This is a genomic window from Bradyrhizobium sp. WSM471 (assembly GCF_000244915.1).
Taxonomy (GTDB): Bacteria; Pseudomonadota; Alphaproteobacteria; order Rhizobiales; family Xanthobacteraceae; genus Bradyrhizobium.
Window position 1 is genome coordinate 5,375,362 of sequence record NZ_CM001442.1, and the last position, 15,575, is coordinate 5,390,936.

The window sequence follows — 15,575 nt, forward strand, 5'->3', positions numbered from 1 at the left end:
TATCCAGAGCGCGGCCCTATCCGGCCTCCTCGCCCGCATCCGCAGCCATTCGCGGCGGCCGGACCACGGTGACGGTGCAGGCCGCTTCCGAGGCCACCTTGGCCGAGACGCTGCCGAGCAGCGTGCGCCTGAACGAGCCCTGCCGCGCACCGATGATGATGTGGTCGACGTGGTTGACCTCACAAAACTCCAGGATCGCCGCGGCGGGGTCGACGGCTTCCAGCACGTGAGCCGACAGCCGGCTTTCATCCAGCTTGAGCGGCGTGGCCCAGTGTCTGAGCGCCACCAAGCGGTCGATATGCTTATTGGAGCCCTGCTCATCCAGCGTCCTGTCGATCGCGATGCGGTTAAGCTTCAGAACGTTGAGACAGGCGAGCCGCGCCGACGGCAGCGTGGCGAGAATACGCTCGGTCGTGACGCGCAACGCTTCGTTCAGCTCGGGGGCGCCTTCCACCGTGTCGAGCGCGACCGCGAGGATCGGGCTTGATGCGATCTGGGCTGCGACATCCGATTTCGCGCGCGGCTGCATGACGCCCTGGTTGAAGCGGCGCCGCCAAGCGACGCTTAACGGATCGCGCTTCATCCGCTCCGAGCGTGTGGTGAGTCTGACCTGGTCCGGATGGGTGAGATCGAAGGCGAGCTGGGACGCGGTCGGATAGCGCCGCACCGGCTCGATCTCGAGGCATCGCAGCACCACCTCCTGGATCCAGGGCGGATAGTCGGCGCGAAGCGAGCGCGGCGGGTGCGGATCGCGCCACAGCCGGCGCCGCATCGCGCGCAGCGTCTCGCCCTCGCCGAACGGCCGCTCGCCGGTCGTGAAGAAATAGAGCAGCACGCCAAGCGAGAACAGATCGCTGCGCGGATCGTCGCGCACCCCTGACAACCGTTCCGGCGCCATATAGGGCGCAGTGCCGTAAGGCAGGCGGAATTCCTCCTGCAACAGGTCCGGCAGATGGTTGTGATGCGACAGGCCATAGTCGATCAGCACCGCCTCGCCGCTCTCGCGGAACATGATGCTGCTCGGCTTGATGTCGTGATGGATCACGTTCTGCCGGTGCAGATCCGCGAGCCCCGTCGCGATCCTGGCGACGAGCTGCCGCGCCTCGGCATATGGCAGCGGCAGGTCGGGCAGCCGCTTGTAGAGTGTGGTCCCGGAGATGCGCTCGATCACGACATAGGCTTGGTGGGCGAAGTCGCCGGTGCCGAAACATGAGGGCACGTGCGGCCCGGCCAGCCGCGGCAGGATCATCATCTCCATCTCGAAGGAGACGATCGCCGCGGGGTCTTCGCCCTCCGACACCCGCGGAATCTTCATCAGCAGCGGCACGTCGAGGCCGGGACGGGTGACCGTCCACAGCGTCGCCATGCCGCCGGCATGGACGCATTCGCCGATCGTGTAGCCGTCGATCTCTGCGCCTGATTTGACGAGGGGTTTCGGCATCGGCCTCTAGCGCCCCTGCGACAGCCGGTCGGCGAGCCAATGCGGCAGGCCGTTCTCGCGGATCCGGTTCGCGGCCGTCTCGACATCGTAGGGCGCGCGGCAATAGGTGATCTGGCACGAGACGGTGTCGAACAGCACGAAAGCCGCGGATGGATCGCTATCGCGGGGTTGGCCGACCGAGCCAAGCACCGCAAGCCATTGCCGCCCGCGCAGCAGCGGTACGGAGACGTCGGTCTTGGGCACGAGCCCCGACATCTTCGCCGTCACCGACATCGAATAGATCGCCGGGCGGTGGATGTGGCCGCAGAACGTGACATGAGCTGGCGTCGCGATCAGGCTTTTGGCGGCGTCGGCGGTCGATCGGACATAGTGCCAGCTTCGGGGGCTGGAGGCTTCCGAATGCACGAACAGGCGATCGCCGTCCTCCACCAGCATCGGCAATTCCGCCAGGAACCGCCGCTGCGCGGTGTCGAGCCGGCCGCGGGTCCATTCGATCGCGATTTGCGCCTCGGCATTCATGGTCTCGGCCGAGGAATTCACCGCCTGGTCATGATTGCCGCGCACGGCGACGGCGCCTTGGGCAACGAGCTCCATCGCGGTATCCACCACCCATTCCGGATCGGCGCCATAGCCGACGAAGTCGCCAAGCAGGATGAAGCGCTCGGCGCCACGCGCCCGCGCGACTTTCAGGCACGCCTCGAACGCCTGCCGGTTGCCGTGGATATCCGAGAAGACAGCGAGAAGCACGCACCCTCCACCCCTCGAACCTTATTGGGAGCCGATAAGGCCAAATTGAGGGAGGTCAAGAACATGCGCCAGCGGAGCGCGGTTTGCCAGCACTGCCCTGTCACGATGGTGAAAAGCCTATTGCTCGTCCTTCGGCGGCATCCGGGGCGGCGGCAACGGCGTGAACACGGCGCCCTGCGCGCCGGCCGGTGGTGCCAGGAATTCGCCGGTCGAGGAATCGCCTCCGCTCGTCTCCAAAATGGTCTTGGGCGTCACATATTCCCTGACCATGTCGATGAGGCTGCCATCGCCGCCGCCGAAATCGGCGGCCCGGCCGCCTTGCGGATGTCCCAGCGCGATCTCGTTCTCCGCCGCATGGGTCTTGTCGGCCAGCCTGTCATTGTAGGGCACACGAAAGGCGCGCGGGATGCCGCTCGGCCGATTGTCCTCGTCGAGCTGCTCGACCCAGAGATAGATCGAGCCGGGATCGCCCTCCAGCGAATGCGGCTCGACGATGCGGGTCTTCAGCAGCTTGAAGGAGGCCGGCAGCCGGTCGGCGCTGGCCCAGCCGAGCAGCCCGCGCATTTCCGTGAAGCTGACGACATAGAAGGCGCTGGTCACGACCACCGCGACGGCCTTGATTGACCAGTGCAGCCGCGCATAGACGAGCACGACCAGCAGCAGCGCGCCGATGACGGCGTAGGCTATCGATAGTGTGAGGATGACCGTCTGCAGGCTAGTCACGGCGCACCCTCACAGCGTTCCTGCTCACCCCGGTGTTCGGGTCGAGATCGGCGCCGTTGCGCCAGCCGCTGCGGAAGGTCTCCAGCAGCGATTTCGGCCGCTGGTCCACATTGACGACCTTGCCTTCGGCGTCGAGCCGGAACCGCACCGCGGTCTTCTCGTCGCCGGTGTGATCGACCGTGAACTTGTTATCGAAGATCACCTGCGCCGTCGGATTGAGTTTTTGCACCTTCACATTGGCCGTCACGGGCTCGCCGGTCGTGGCGACGAAATGCGAGACGTTGACGGTGTATTCGCCGGGAACGATGCCGCGCACCGTGACGATCTCCTCGCGGATCGGCGAGGCAATCTTCTTGCCGTTGACCACGATGAAGTCGTTGGCTCCGCCGCGGTCGTCGCGATCGAGCGTGAGGAAGCCGGCCTCGCGGTGGCGATACCAGGCGATGTTGCCCACGGGATCCTGCACGAACAGGTCGAGATCGTCGGGATGGCTGTCCGGCCAATCCAGCGTGATCATAAACTCGGCCTTGGAGTCGATCTTGCCGTCCTTGGCGTCCGGCGAGACCGCGAGCAGCGCCAGGAAGAACAGGAAAGCGATCACCTGGAGCGCCTTGAACAGCATCACGCCCAGCGGGTCGAACGGCTCCTCGCGCGGATAGAGACCGAAATCATCCATCATGTCGCGATTCCAGCGCCCTTGATTCCAGAACCCTTGCGCTCCAGCACCGGCGTCACATAGGTCTCGGTCAGCACCACCGCATCCGAGAACACCTTCTGGGTCGCGGCATCCAGCATGTAATACTGGATGCGGACCAGGATCGAACCGACCAGGCCCGCCAGCGTCGTGTACATCGCGACCGCCATACCGTCGCTCATCAGTCCCATCGAGGATCGCATCGCGACCTTGTCGGCAGCATCCAGCCCCGCGATCGGCGCCAGCATGATGATGAAGCCGACGATGGTGCCGAGCAGGCCGAGCTTCATCAGCGTGTCCGAGACGAAGGCGCCGAAGCCGTTGGAACCGCGCAGGCGGTCGGCGAGCGTTCGCAGCAACAGCGTCTGGTCGACAAGGCGGTAGTCCTGCGCCGCGGCCTTGGTCACGAGGCTCTCGATGTGGTCCCGCACCAGCCCGCGTGGCAGCTCGGCTGCGCCGGCGTCGAGCGCCCTGCCGCCCTCGGGCGCCGCAAGCACCGCGCGGCAGCGCCGGGCCGCCGCGCCCTCGCGGGCAATGGCCCGCGTGCGCAGGAAGCAATGACCGCAGGTGAGGACATAGAGCAGCGCGATCAAGCTGGAAATGTAGGTCCGGTCCGAGGTCAGCATCAGACGGATCAGGCCGAACCGCCACAGCAGCACGACCGCGAAGATCGAAAGCCCGGTGAAGATCATCCAGAACAGGAGCGCGCTACGCTCGGATGGGTCGGCAGCAGGCCCCGCGATCGGCCCAATCGTCATCGAACTCATGCTGCACCGCTCCTGGCCGTGAATTCCGCCCATTAGATCAAAGCCGCCGCGCCCGGTCCAAAGAGCCATGCCCAATTCGGCTTGGGAAATTTGCCCGAGCTGCCATCCTGCCGATCCCCGCAATTGGCAAGGCGCGGCGGCGTTGTTAGGCTGACCTTACCAAACTTTGGGGTGATCGCATGCGCCTTGTGCTTCAGCTTGTCGCCCGTCTGTTTCTCATCGTCGCCCTCTGCCTTGGCGCGGCGACCATCTGGGCCACGTTCGACGCCTATCGCAGCGTCGACCGGGCGACTGCGGCCTCGGCGCAGCGGGTCGCCCAAGCGCTTCAGGCTCTGTACTGGCACGAATTCTTGTTGCGTAGCAGCAGAACACGCGAGCAACTTCTGCCGGTTCCGGAGTGGCGCACGCTGGAGACGATGAAGCTGATCTCACCCGGCGTCTGCGTCGAATTCCAACCGGCCATCGCCTTCGAAAAGCCGCTCTGCGGCCAGAGTGAGGGGCTGGGCAAGACGCCGCCGCGCTGGTTCGCGTCGATCGTGCCGACCTTCCTCGGCAGCCATGCCGAAGTGATACGGCCGGTCAGTCCCCGCGCGGCGACCGCCGGAGCGGTGGTTGCGACGCCGGATGAAGCGGCCGCCATCTCGCTCGCCTGGGAATACATCCTCAACGTGATCGACGTCGCGCTTTTGATGGCGACAGCGATCGCGCTCCTGGCTTCGCTCGCGATTGCGCATGCGCTGGCGCCGGCACGCACGATCGTGACCGCCCTGCAGCGCATGGCGCGCGGTCAGTATCGCACGAAACTACCGCGCTTCCGCTCGATGGAGCTGGCGATGATCGGCAGCGCCGTCGGCGAGCTCGGCGGGCGGCTGGAGGAGGCGACCGAACAGCGCGCGGCGCTGACGCGGCGCCTGATCGAGATCCGCGACGACGAACGCCGCGCGCTCGCCCGCGAGCTGCACGACGAGTTCGGACAAAATCTCTCGGCCATCCTCGCCTTCGCCAACACCATCGAGACGGCGAGCACGAAGGCAGACAAGCACAGCGACATCGTGCAGGACGCGCGGATGATCTCGCAGGCCACGCATCATCTGATGGCCTCGCTGCGCGACGCGCTGAAGCGCCTGCGCAATCCCCTGCCCGCCGAGCTTGGGCTGGAGGCGAGCCTCGTGAATTTGGTGGATAGCTGGCGCTCGCAGAGCGCGGCGCGGCCGACGATCCAGCTCGATCTCAAGGGCGACCTCACCGACATCAGCGGCCCGGCCGCGACCACCGCCTATCGCGTCGCGCAGGAATGCCTGACCAACGCGTTGCGCCACGGCACGGCACGCGAGATTTCTCTGCACGTCGAGCGGCGCGCGGGCGACGACGATGCGTTGCTGATCCGCGTCGAGGACGATGGCGGCGGCAACGCGGCACGCGTTGCGCAGTCGACCGGCTTCGGCCTCACGGGGATCCGCGAGCGCGTCGCAGCGGCCGGCGGATCATTCTCGATCCTGCCCGCCCGCGGCGGACTCAGCGTCGCCGCCACCATCCCGCTCGCCGCGTGAGGCCGGGATGAACGAGATTACCGCAACAGGCATCTCCGTGCTGCTGGTCGACGACCATCCGATCGTGCGGCAAGGCTATCGGCGCGTGCTGGAAAGCCAGGGCGATCTGCATGTCGTGGCGGAAGCCGACAACGCCGCGGATGCCTACGGCGCCTTCAAGGCGCGCGATCCCGACGTGGTCTTGCTGGATATCTCGATGCCCGGCGCGAGCGGGCTGGAAGCCATCCGCAACATCCGCGCGCGCAGCCCGCGGGCGCGGATCCTCGTGTTCACCATGCACAACGAAGCCGTGCTGGTGAAGGCAGCCTTCAATGCCGGCGCCAGCGGCTTCGTCACCAAGAGCAGCGAGCCGTCCGCGGTCGTCGCCGCGATCCGCAGCGTTGCCCGCGGCGAGCGCGCCATGAGCGACGACATCGCGCACATCCTGGCGGAGGACAGCCTGTCGGCGGGCTCGGCGCTGGATCAACTGGGCGAGCGCGAGATCGAGATCCTGCGCCAGTTCGCCGGCGGTGCCACGACCGAACAGATCGCAGCGCATCTCAATCTCAGCGTCAAGACGGTGCAGAACTATCACTATCTGATCAAGACCAAGACCGGCGCACGCACGGATGCGCAGCTGGTGCGGCTGGCAGCCAATTGTGGGCTGACAAAGATCTAGAGGGTGGCGGCGTGCCGTTTGCTGCGACCGGAATATCTGGTTCCCGACTGGCCACCCCCAACGAAGGTCTCCAAGTCTCTGTCAGATTGTGCTAGGCTCCACCACAGGCACAGCGTCCAGCATCAAGCGGCCAGTGGATGTGTGTCCGGCTCGATCTTTCGACGAGCGCCAATTTGGACGGCTCTCGGAGCCGCCCTCGTTCCCGTTGTATGTCTTGCACGACAACAGGAGACGATTCCATGAACATCAGGGACAGCCTTCTTGCCGCACTGATCGCCTCCAGCGTTTTCGCGACCGGGCTTACGGGAAGCGCGGCAGCTGAGGCGAAAGACCAGATCACCATTCTCTATGACGCCTTCGGCACAGATGAGGCGATGACAAAGGACTGGGGTTTCTCCGCCCTTGTCGAAATCGCGGGAAAACGCATCCTGTTCGATACGGGTAACGATCCCGAAATCTTCGCGGCGAACGTGAAGGCCAAGGGAGTTGATCTCTCGGACCTCGACTTTGTCGTTCTGTCGCACCGCCACTCCGATCACATGGCGGGCTTGTCCTACCTCCTGAGCATCAATCCGACCGTCAAGATCTACGCGCCAAAGGAAGGATTTGGCATCTACGGCTCGTCTCTGCCGTCCGGCTTCTACCGCAAGGACGAGGCCTTGCCGCCGGAGATGCGGTACTATGCAGGCAAGCCGCCCGCGGTGATGAAGTTCGGCACGGCATGGGCCCATGCGAACTTCGAACTGATCGATCAGACCACCGAGATCGCTCCCGGTATCACACTTATCTCGCTGATTTCCGACGCACCGGGCACGAGAGAACTCAAAGAGCTGTCCTTGGCTGTCAACACGGCCGACGGCATGGTCCTTCTGGTCGGTTGCTCGCACCCCGGGATCGAGCGCATCGTCGAAGCGGCGACGGGTATCAATCCCAGGATTCATCTCGTCGCGGGAGGATTTCATCTGGTCGTCGCACCTGACGAAGCTATCGCGAAAGTCGTTACCGCCCTCAAGGACAGGTTCAAGGTGGACAGCGTAGCCCCGGGACATTGCACCGGTGAGCCGACTTTTGCCGCGCTCAAGAAGGCTTTCGGCGACAACTATCTCTACGCAGGCCTCGGCACGTCGATTCCGGTTGCAACGGTTGCGGGCGTGAATGTCAGACGCGGGGAAGGTCCGACGCTTGACGACCTTGCGACCTATCGCAAACTCGCGGGGCGCGAAGACCCGTTCGGCATATTGCGCTTGCGCAGCTCGCATTTGGCACCCGCGCTTTAGGGCGCTGGCGCGCGGCTCGCATCTTTAGATCATCATGTGTGGCCGGGTAGGATTGGAACTGACGCCGTCGCGCCGTGGTTAGTAGCGGAGTGAGGGAGTTGCGCCATGAGTAAGGCTATCCGCGAAGCCATCCATCATCCCCCGATCATCACTGTCGGCGAGCTCATCGATGAACTCTGCCGTCTGCCAGACACAGCGACGATCCAATTCCACTGCCCCATTCTCGAACAGGAACTTGCGTTCTACCGCCTTCGAAAGCGGTCAAAGGACGTGGTCGAAATCGAAGTCAATACCTATCCGGAAAGCCCGTCGGTCGTGCCATCGGCCAACGCCGCCTTACGTGCGCGAAAAAAGACCCATCATCCGCGCTCGCTCGGCAATGGCAGCGTTGCCCATAAGGTCTGAGATAGAACCGCGACAGGTCACGTCAGGTGTCACGGCTTCGGAACGCGTGAAGGAAGTTGGCTTACGCCTTCAGCCCGCGTAGCGCGGGCGTCGCATCGACACGCGCCGAGAGATCGGCGTCCTTCTCGTCGGCGTGGGCCGGATGGTGGAAGCGGACGGTCGCATCAAAGATGGCGCGCGCGGTAGACTTGACCTCGGTCGAGCTCCGTACCCCGCGCCGAAGTTCCTCCGGCCGCAATGAAATCCAACCCAAAGCAAATCTCCGCCATCAACTCCGAGCAGATTCAACGTCAAGCGCGGCCACAGCGCGTCTCGCAAAGACTCCGCTGCTTTCAGGCCCCGCGACTGAAATGAAATCGGAGTGAAGCGACATGCACCACCTGCCAAACGACACTATCGCAGTCACCCTGCCGGACTTCGGTCAATCCATGACCGTGCTCGGAGATCCCGGGTTGGCAACCGATGACTGGGGCGGAAACGATGCGCTGACGGCAGCCATATCGAGTCTCAACTCGAACGTGACGCTCGTTGGGGAAGACCTGGCGGCCATGCATGGCAATTCTCACGGAGGAAACGACAGTCTCGTGGTGAGCGTGGATGGCGGCTGGGATAATGCCGTTGCCGTTGGCGATGCCCAATCCATGGCGGACAACACTCGGGGCGGTAACGACACCCTCAATGTCGATGCCCACAACTCGCTCTACACCAATGTTTATCTCTATGGCGATGTCCAAGGTGACATGTCGGGCAACGCGGGAGGCGGAAATGACACACTGACGGCGTCGACCGGATGGAGATCGTTCGGATCGCTCAGCGGGGACGCTGGTGGCGCCATGAGCGGCAATGCGCACGGCGGGAATGATACGCTGAGCGCGACGGACTATGGGATAAATGGCGGCGGCGACGCACTCAGCGGCGATGCCACTGGCGCCATGACCGACAACGCGGTCGGCGGAAACGACATCCTGACCTTTGCGGCGAGCAGCGACGCCCAGCTCGGAGGAGGAAGCCTGTCGGGCGATTCCGGAACGTCCATGTCCGACAATGCCCAGGGCGGGAACGATATCCTCACCGCCGTCGTCGATGGCGAGCGAGCTGCTTTCAGCACGACGTTGTACGGCGACGCTCCCACAATGTCGGGCAATGCTCACGGCGGGAACGACAGCCTCACCGGGGGATCGAGCCCCGATCGCCTGGCGGGCGATGCGATGAGCTACGCTCCTTCATCACCCGGCTCGATCACCGGAGGCACGGATACCCTAAACGGTGGCGGCGGCAATGATCTCCTGTGGGGCGGCCCGAACAACGACACGTTCGTCTTCAACACGGGCTCCGGCCAGGACATCATCAACGACTTCAATCAAGGCAACCAGGCTGTCGGCAGCACCACCACCGAACACGACGTGATCAACCTGCATGACTACGGCTTCGCAGACTGGGCAGCCGTCTCCAGCCTCATCGGCGACAATAGCGCCGGCGATGCCGTGATCCACCTCACCGCCAACGATACGATCACGTTGGACGGCGTGCACACGGCGGCGCTTCACCCAACGGACTTCGTCATCTGACGGCTCACAGCCACGCAGGATGATGGGATGGTGGTCACGAGAGAATCGTCGAGGCCAGGCCCCTCATCCTGCCGATCGCCAAAGGCATGAGCAGGAGCGGATCAAGCCCCAAGCCGCGATGTAAGCAGGCTCCGCAACCTCACGCCGCCTTCAGCCCGCGCAACACCAGCGCGAGCGTCGCATCGACGCGCGCCGAGAGATCGGCATCCTTCCATTCGTCGGCGTGGGCCGGATGGTGGAAGCGGACGGTGGCATCGAAAATGGCGCGCGCGGTGGCCTTGACGTCGTCCACCTCGAACACGCCCTGCTTCACGCCGTCGGTCAGGATCGCCGCGATCTGGTCGATCATGGTGTCCTTGTGACACTTGACGGCTGCACAGGCCTCGCGCGCCAGGGTCAGATAGGTCTCGAACATCTCGGGATCGTCGAGCACGCGCGAACGCTTGGCGGCGAACAGGGTGCGCAGCCAGCGGTCGAGTCGCGCCGGGGCCGGGCCCTGCTCTTCGGCAAGCTGGCGTAATGGCGCGTCGATGCGGTCCAGCCAGCGTTTGGCGACGGCCTCGCGCAGCGAGGCCTTGCTCGGGAAATGGCGGTAGACGCTGCCGTGGCTCACATCGAGCGCACGGGCCACGTCGACCACTGTGGCCTTGGCGAGTCCGTAACGCCGCAGCACGTCCTCGGTGACTTCGAGGATCCGCTCCGGCGTCAAGATAACGGCTTCGTTCATGCCAGCACCATGTTCCCGTTGAGGGCTCAGTTACCCGGCGACGGAGCTGCTTCCGAAGCGCCCGTACCGGTCGTTTCGGAAAGCTCTCGCCTTAATGAGGCAGTTTTGCAGCCTGCGCCGCGATCTGGCGCGCCACCAGTAAATTGAGCCAGTGCCCAATCGTCCCGGTCAAATTGATGATTTCGGTCGTCATTGTCGTAAGTCTCCAATCAATTGGCGGTCCCGATTGTTCAATTGCGACCCTCAATCCCCCATTTGTTTGGGACGTCGGGCTCCCGGGATGCCGCCAGACGCCCAATCGGAGCGTCCGAGTACGGATATACACGTCTCGCTGACAGATTTCAATATCTGTCAGTCAATGATCCGTGATTGACAGTTAATATCTGCGGGCCTCCCCCTTGAGGCGGGCGTCCATCGCCCCGCCGCGGATGGTCCTGTCCAGCCCAATCATCCCCCGCTACGTTGCCGGCGCCGTTTGTTTCGCCCTCCCCGCTCTGCTAGATCACGGCGTAAAAAGCATTTTGGCAGGTCGCCCCCTTCTGGGTCGCCCGCCCACCTTCCTGGAGAGTCCAATGATCCCCCGCTATACCCGCCCGGAAATGGCCTCGATCTGGGAGCCGCAGACCCGGTTCAAGATCTGGTTCGAGATCGAGGCGCATGCGGCGGACGCCCTTGCCGAGCTCGGCACGATTCCCAAGGAGGCCGCCAGGACGGTCTGGGCCAAGGCCAAGGACGCCACTTTCGACGTCGCCCGCATCGACGAGATCGAGCGCGAGACCAAGCACGACGTCATCGCCTTCCTCACCCATCTTGCCGAGATCGTCGGCCCCGAGGCGCGCTTCGTCCATCAGGGCATGACGTCCTCCGACGTGCTCGACACCTGCCTCAACGTCCAGCTCACCCGCGCCGCCGACCTGCTGCTCGCCGACCTCGACAAGGTGCTGGCGGCGCTGAAGAAGCGCGCCCTCGAGCACAAGATGACGCCGACCATCGGCCGCAGTCACGGCATCCACGCAGAACCCGTGACCTTCGGCCTCAAGCTCGCTTATGCCTATGCGGAATTCTCTCGCGCCAAGGAGCGCCTGATCGCGGCGCGGAAGGAAGTCGCGACCTGCGCCATCTCCGGTGCGGTCGGCACTTTTGCCCAGATCGATCCGCGCGTCGAACAGCATGTTGCCAAGGCGATGGGTCTCGTGCCCGAGCCGATCTCGACGCAGGTCATTCCCCGCGACCGCCACGCGATGTATTTCTCGACGCTCGGCGTGATCGCGTCCTCGGTCGAGCGTTTTGCGGTGGAGATCCGCCACATGCAGCGCACCGAAGTGCTGGAAGCCGAGGAGTTCTTCTCCGAAGGGCAGAAGGGTTCGTCCGCGATGCCGCACAAGCGCAATCCGGTGCTCTCGGAAAACCTCTCCGGCTTGTCACGCATGGTGCGCGCCTATGTGACGCCGGCGCTGGAGAACGTCGTGCTCTGGCACGAGCGCGACATCTCGCACTCCTCTGCCGAGCGCATGATGGGCCCCGACGCGACGGTGACGCTGGACTTCGCGCTGGTCCGCCTCGCCGGCCTGATCGACAAGCTGTTGGTGTACCCCGCCAACATGCAGAAGAACCTCGACCGCCTCGGCGGCCTGGTGCATTCGCAGCGCGTTCTGCTGGCGCTGACGCAGAAGGGCGCAAGCCGCGAGGACGCCTACAAGCTCGTGCAGCGCAACGCCATGCCGGTCTGGCGCGGCGAAGGCGACTTCCTCCAGCTCCTGAAGAAAGACGCTGAGGTGAAGAAGTATCTCACCGACGCCGAGATCGAGGAGCAGTTCGACCTCGGCTATCACTTCAAGCACGTCGACACGATCTTCAAGCGCGTGTTCGGCGAAAGCTGAACGTCATTCGCAGCCCGGGTGAGCGCAGCGACACCCGGGACTTCTCTCACAAAGATCCCGGATGTCGCTTCGCTCATCCGGGCTACAAATCAAGGCGGACCTTCCCCATGCCCATCGTCAACCGCGTTGCCGCCCTCTCCGACGAAATGGCCGCCTGGCGCCATGACTTCCACGAGAACCCGGAGCTGCAATACGACGTCCACCGCACCGCCGGCATCGTCGCCGACCGCTTGCGCGAGTTCGGCTGCGACGAGGTGGTGACGGGCATCGGCCGCACCGGCGTCGTCGGTGTGATCCGCGGCCGCAAATCCGCCTCGGGCAAGACCATTGGCCTGCGCGCCGACATGGACGCGCTGCCGATCATGGAGACGTCGGGCGTCGCCTACGCCTCCAAGGTCCCCGGCAAGATGCACGCCTGCGGCCATGACGGCCACACCGCCATGCTGCTCGGCGCCGCCAAATATCTCGCCGAGACGCGCAATTTCGACGGCACGGCCGTGGTGATCTTCCAGCCGGCGGAAGAAGGCGGCGGCGGCGGCAAGGCGATGGTCGAGGACGGGCTGATGACGCGCTGGAACATCCAGGAGGTCTATGGCATGCACAACATGCCGGGCCTACCAGAAGGACATTTCGCGACCACGCCCGGCGCGATGCTCGCCTCCTCCGACAACATCCAGATCACGGTCCACGGCAAGGGCGGCCACGCCGGCGCGGGTCCGCACAAGTCCATCGACAGCGTGCTGATCGGCGCACAGATCGTCAACGCGCTGCAATCGATCGTCGCGCGCAACGTCGATCCGCTGAAATCCGCCGTCATCTCGATCACGCAATTCCACTCCGGCACGGCCTTCAACATCATCCCGGAGATCGCCGAACTCGGCGGCACCGTGCGCACACTCGATCCTGAAGTGCGCGATCTCGTCGAGCGCCGCATCGGCGAAGTCGCCGACAGCGTAGCACGCGCCTATGGCGGCTCGGCCGAGACGAAATACACGCGGATGTATCCGGTGACCATGAACCATGCGCGCGAGGCCGGCCTTGCCGCCGACGTCGCCCGCGACATCGTCGGTGCCGAGCGCGTCAACGACAAGTTCATTCCGATGATGGGCGCCGAAGACTTCTCCTTCATGCTGGAAGCGCGCCCCGGCGCGATGATCCTGGTCGGCATGGGCGACGGCAACGAGTGCCACCATCCGGCCTATGTCTTCAACGACAACATCCTGGGCCATGGCGCGTCCTATTGGGCGCGACTCGTCGAAACGCGGATGCCGGCGGGGTAGGTCAGGCAGCGGCGGTGGGAAGGCCCGGTTTTGTCAGTTGCAGATCTCGCCGGTAATCTTCGTGACTCCGTTGCCTGGACCGGGCACAAGACCAAGGCGGCAACCCTTTGCGACTGGTCTGCAGCCTGCTTGGCCGCAGACGATCTGACCGGATGCTTGCGACTTCGGTGTCGCAGATTCCGCCTGTTTCCGGTCCTGATCGCTCCTCTTTGCGTCCTCGCGCGTCGCGACCGGCTTCTTCTCCAGCACCTTCTCGCATTCGTTGTCGTCACCGACGCGATAACCGGCCCGGCAGGTGATCTTCACGCATTGATCGCCGTCGGCCTTGGAGCCGAAATTGCAAATGAGCGGGCAGACCCGTCCGGGCTTCGCTTTCAGGGCGTCGAGTGCGTCGACGCTTGCAAGCTTGGCGTCGAACTGGGTGCCGGCATATTTGTTGAACAGTGTCAGCGAGCGCTGCGAGGCTGAATTCCAGTCGCCGTCCGCAGCCGAGGCAAAGCAGCCGACGCGGCGCAATTCGCTCTGCACGGATTTTGTCAGATCAGCCGCCGACAATGTGGATGCCGGCGCCGGCGCAAGAGCTGCAACTTTTTGCTCGACCTCAGGCATCTGCCGATCGGCCGTCGGCTTTGCCGCCTGCTCCGCCTTCTCGGCGGCCTGCTTGGCGGCAAGTTCGGCCTTGGCCTTCTCCGCCGCCTGCTTCTCGGCCTGTGCTTTTGCCGCGGCAGCTTCGGCCAGCTTGCGCTGGTGCTCCGCCGCGTCCGCTCTTGCTTGCTCGATCTGCTTCTGCTTCTCCGCCGCGATCCGCGCCTCTTCGGCCGCTTTGGCCGCCGCGGCCGCCTTGTCCTGCTCGGCCTTCTGAGCGCGTTCGGCAATAAGCCTTGCCTTCTGCTGCTCGGCCGCATTCGCTTTCTGCTCGGCTGACGCGCGCGTCTCTTCAGCGGCGATCTTGTTCATCTGGCCCTTAGCCAGGTTGGCATAGAAACCGTCGTGATATTGCGCCAGGAAGGCTTCCCAACCGTCGCGCGTGGCAAGCTGCAGCGCGAGCTCGTAATCCCTGCGAATAGAATCCTGCGGACTGGCCTGCGGCCCGGTCGCGGCCGGTTTGATTGCCACCAGCGGTACATCGTCGCCGCCGAGCGAGCCGTAGACATAGGGCTCCTGCTTGTAGCCGGTGCTCTTGAGCACGTCGTCGCGCACGAATCCGAACGCCTTGCGCAGGTCGAGGCCCGGCTTCGGAAGGTGCTCGACCAAAGCGACGGCGAACGGGCTGTTTCTGGAATCGCCGTCGGACGCGGTCGAACCGGCCTTCGCGGCGAACGCAATCATGGTGTTGGGGCTGGTCGGCTCGACCTTGGCAAGCCCCCTTCCGATCGCGCGCGAGGCCAGCGTCCGCTTCATGGTCTTGGAAAACGGATTGTCGCGGCAGGCATCCAGGATGATCAGGCGCAGCTGCTTGGCCGGCTCCACCGCGAACAGCGCGCGCTCCACCGGGATGGTCTCGTCGAGCACGTCGCCATCCGTCTCCAGCGTCGCGTCAACCGGAATAAGATAGTTGGTGCCTTCCAGCTCGATGCCATGGCCGGCGTAGTAAATGACCGCCATGTCGGCATCGCGCGTCCTGCCGGCAAACTCACGCAACATGCGCCGCATCTCGCTGGCACTGAGATCCAGCCTGACATCAACGGAATCAAAGCCCGCCTTCTTGAACATGCCGCCGACCAGAGTGGCATCGTTGACGGGATTGCCGAGCTTGGGCGCGCTCTTGTAGGTGGAATTGCCAATGACAAGCGCGACCCGCCGGTCCGCATGGGCCGGTCCGCAGGCGAGGCCAATGGCCAAAATCAACAAAGCAAAT

At 64.4% G+C, this 15,575-nt stretch carries 14 protein-coding genes and 1 pseudogene; 7 read left to right on the forward strand and 8 right to left on the reverse strand.

Going from position 1 to position 15,575, the window contains the following annotated elements; all coding sequences use genetic code 11:
* Positions 1–16 precede the first annotated feature (16 nt).
* The 5 genes from BRA471DRAFT_RS24395 to BRA471DRAFT_RS24415 all read right to left on the reverse strand — a co-directional run bounded on the left by BRA471DRAFT_RS24395 (position 17) and on the right by BRA471DRAFT_RS24415 (position 4,372).
* Entirely contained in the window at positions 17–1,441 is a 1,425-nt protein-coding gene (locus BRA471DRAFT_RS24395; RefSeq protein ID WP_007612046.1) for a bifunctional serine/threonine-protein kinase/universal stress protein, read from the reverse strand.
* A 6-nt stretch (positions 1,442–1,447) separates the two neighbouring features.
* Positions 1,448–2,188 carry a metallophosphoesterase gene (locus BRA471DRAFT_RS24400; RefSeq protein ID WP_007612050.1) on the reverse strand — a complete coding sequence of 247 codons (741 nt, stop codon included), beginning with the start codon at positions 2,186–2,188 and terminating at the stop codon, positions 1,448–1,450.
* A gap of 117 nt (positions 2,189–2,305) precedes the next feature.
* Positions 2,306–2,911, reverse strand: coding sequence for a hypothetical protein (locus BRA471DRAFT_RS24405; protein WP_007612051.1), 606 nt, complete (start codon positions 2,909–2,911; stop codon positions 2,306–2,308).
* The gene (locus BRA471DRAFT_RS24410; protein ID WP_007612052.1) at positions 2,904–3,590 is read right to left on the reverse strand and encodes a hypothetical protein; all 687 of its coding nucleotides are present in this window, start codon (positions 3,588–3,590) and stop codon (positions 2,904–2,906) included. The genes BRA471DRAFT_RS24405 and BRA471DRAFT_RS24410 overlap by 8 nt, the downstream gene beginning before the upstream one ends.
* Complete coding sequence (locus tag BRA471DRAFT_RS24415) at positions 3,587–4,372, reverse strand: MotA/TolQ/ExbB proton channel family protein (protein ID WP_007612053.1); 786 nt, start codon at positions 4,370–4,372, stop codon at positions 3,587–3,589. The genes BRA471DRAFT_RS24410 and BRA471DRAFT_RS24415 overlap by 4 nt, the downstream gene beginning before the upstream one ends.
* 179 nt (positions 4,373–4,551) lie before the next feature.
* On the opposite strand from BRA471DRAFT_RS24415, the gene BRA471DRAFT_RS24420 reads away from it, so the two are divergent.
* The 4 genes from BRA471DRAFT_RS24420 (at position 4,552) to BRA471DRAFT_RS24435 (ending at position 8,262) form a co-directional block, all read left to right on the forward strand.
* On the forward strand, positions 4,552–5,922 hold the full coding sequence (locus BRA471DRAFT_RS24420; protein ID WP_007612054.1) for a sensor histidine kinase: 1,371 nt from the start codon (positions 4,552–4,554) through the stop codon (positions 5,920–5,922).
* A 7-nt stretch (positions 5,923–5,929) separates the two neighbouring features.
* Positions 5,930–6,580: a response regulator transcription factor gene (locus BRA471DRAFT_RS24425; RefSeq protein ID WP_007612055.1), complete on the forward strand. Its 651-nt coding sequence runs from the start codon at positions 5,930–5,932 to the stop codon at positions 6,578–6,580.
* 137 nt (positions 6,581–6,717) lie between these two features.
* A complete protein-coding gene (locus BRA471DRAFT_RS24430) occupies positions 6,718–7,857 on the forward strand; it encodes an MBL fold metallo-hydrolase (protein ID WP_371258288.1) in 1,140 nt (379 codons plus the stop codon).
* A gap of 105 nt (positions 7,858–7,962) precedes the next feature.
* The gene (locus BRA471DRAFT_RS24435) at positions 7,963–8,262 is read left to right on the forward strand and encodes a hypothetical protein (protein ID WP_007612080.1); all 300 of its coding nucleotides are present in this window, start codon (positions 7,963–7,965) and stop codon (positions 8,260–8,262) included.
* Positions 8,263–8,323: 61 nt separating this feature from the next.
* Here the strand turns inward: BRA471DRAFT_RS24435 and BRA471DRAFT_RS38455 are convergent.
* Positions 8,324–8,455 (reverse strand): annotated as a pseudogene (locus BRA471DRAFT_RS38455) (TetR/AcrR family transcriptional regulator); the annotation flags it as partial.
* A 178-nt stretch (positions 8,456–8,633) separates the two neighbouring features.
* Between BRA471DRAFT_RS38455 and BRA471DRAFT_RS24440 the strand changes: the two are divergent.
* Positions 8,634–9,830, forward strand: a complete 1,197-nt coding sequence (locus BRA471DRAFT_RS24440) for a calcium-binding protein (RefSeq protein ID WP_007612081.1) — start codon at positions 8,634–8,636, stop codon at positions 9,828–9,830.
* 139 nt (positions 9,831–9,969) lie between these two features.
* Here the strand turns inward: BRA471DRAFT_RS24440 and BRA471DRAFT_RS24445 are convergent, their stop codons facing one another.
* Positions 9,970–10,557: a TetR family transcriptional regulator gene (locus tag BRA471DRAFT_RS24445; RefSeq protein WP_007612082.1), complete on the reverse strand. Its 588-nt coding sequence runs from the start codon at positions 10,555–10,557 to the stop codon at positions 9,970–9,972.
* A 572-nt stretch (positions 10,558–11,129) separates the two neighbouring features.
* Between BRA471DRAFT_RS24445 and purB the strand changes: the two genes are divergently transcribed.
* Together purB and BRA471DRAFT_RS24455 are read left to right on the forward strand one after the other, a co-directional pair.
* Positions 11,130–12,437 (forward strand): adenylosuccinate lyase, encoded by a 1,308-nt coding sequence (gene purB / locus BRA471DRAFT_RS24450; RefSeq protein WP_007612083.1) that lies wholly within the window; start codon positions 11,130–11,132, stop codon positions 12,435–12,437.
* 107 nt (positions 12,438–12,544) lie between these two features.
* Positions 12,545–13,717 carry a M20 aminoacylase family protein gene (locus tag BRA471DRAFT_RS24455; RefSeq protein WP_007612084.1) on the forward strand — a complete coding sequence of 391 codons (1,173 nt, stop codon included), beginning with the start codon at positions 12,545–12,547 and terminating at the stop codon, positions 13,715–13,717.
* Between the two features lie 33 nt (positions 13,718–13,750).
* On the opposite strand, the gene BRA471DRAFT_RS24460 is transcribed toward BRA471DRAFT_RS24455, so the two are convergent.
* A complete protein-coding gene (locus BRA471DRAFT_RS24460) occupies positions 13,751–15,565 on the reverse strand; it encodes a caspase domain-containing protein (protein WP_371258289.1) in 1,815 nt (604 codons plus the stop codon).
* Between the last annotated feature and the right edge of the window lie 10 nt (positions 15,566–15,575).

Excerpts from the sequence above, each read along its gene's own strand:
- BRA471DRAFT_RS24395 (WP_007612046.1), bottom strand. The coding sequence starts at position 1,441 with ATGCCGAAACCCCTCGTCAAATCAGGCGCAGAGATCGACGGCTACACG.
- BRA471DRAFT_RS24410 (WP_007612052.1), bottom strand. The coding sequence starts at position 3,590 with ATGATGGATGATTTCGGTCTCTATCCGCGCGAGGAGCCGTTCGACCCG.
- BRA471DRAFT_RS24415 (WP_007612053.1), bottom strand. The coding sequence starts at position 4,372 with ATGAGTTCGATGACGATTGGGCCGATCGCGGGGCCTGCTGCCGACCCA.
- BRA471DRAFT_RS24420 (WP_007612054.1), top strand. The coding sequence starts at position 4,552 with ATGCGCCTTGTGCTTCAGCTTGTCGCCCGTCTGTTTCTCATCGTCGCC.
- BRA471DRAFT_RS24425 (WP_007612055.1), top strand. The coding sequence starts at position 5,930 with ATGAACGAGATTACCGCAACAGGCATCTCCGTGCTGCTGGTCGACGAC.
- BRA471DRAFT_RS24430 (WP_371258288.1), top strand. The coding sequence starts at position 6,718 with ATGTGTGTCCGGCTCGATCTTTCGACGAGCGCCAATTTGGACGGCTCT.
- BRA471DRAFT_RS24435 (WP_007612080.1), top strand. The coding sequence starts at position 7,963 with ATGAGTAAGGCTATCCGCGAAGCCATCCATCATCCCCCGATCATCACT.
- BRA471DRAFT_RS24440 (WP_007612081.1), top strand. The coding sequence starts at position 8,634 with ATGCACCACCTGCCAAACGACACTATCGCAGTCACCCTGCCGGACTTC.
- BRA471DRAFT_RS24445 (WP_007612082.1), bottom strand. The coding sequence starts at position 10,557 with ATGAACGAAGCCGTTATCTTGACGCCGGAGCGGATCCTCGAAGTCACC.
- purB (WP_007612083.1), top strand. The coding sequence starts at position 11,130 with ATGATCCCCCGCTATACCCGCCCGGAAATGGCCTCGATCTGGGAGCCG.
- BRA471DRAFT_RS24455 (WP_007612084.1), top strand. The coding sequence starts at position 12,545 with ATGCCCATCGTCAACCGCGTTGCCGCCCTCTCCGACGAAATGGCCGCC.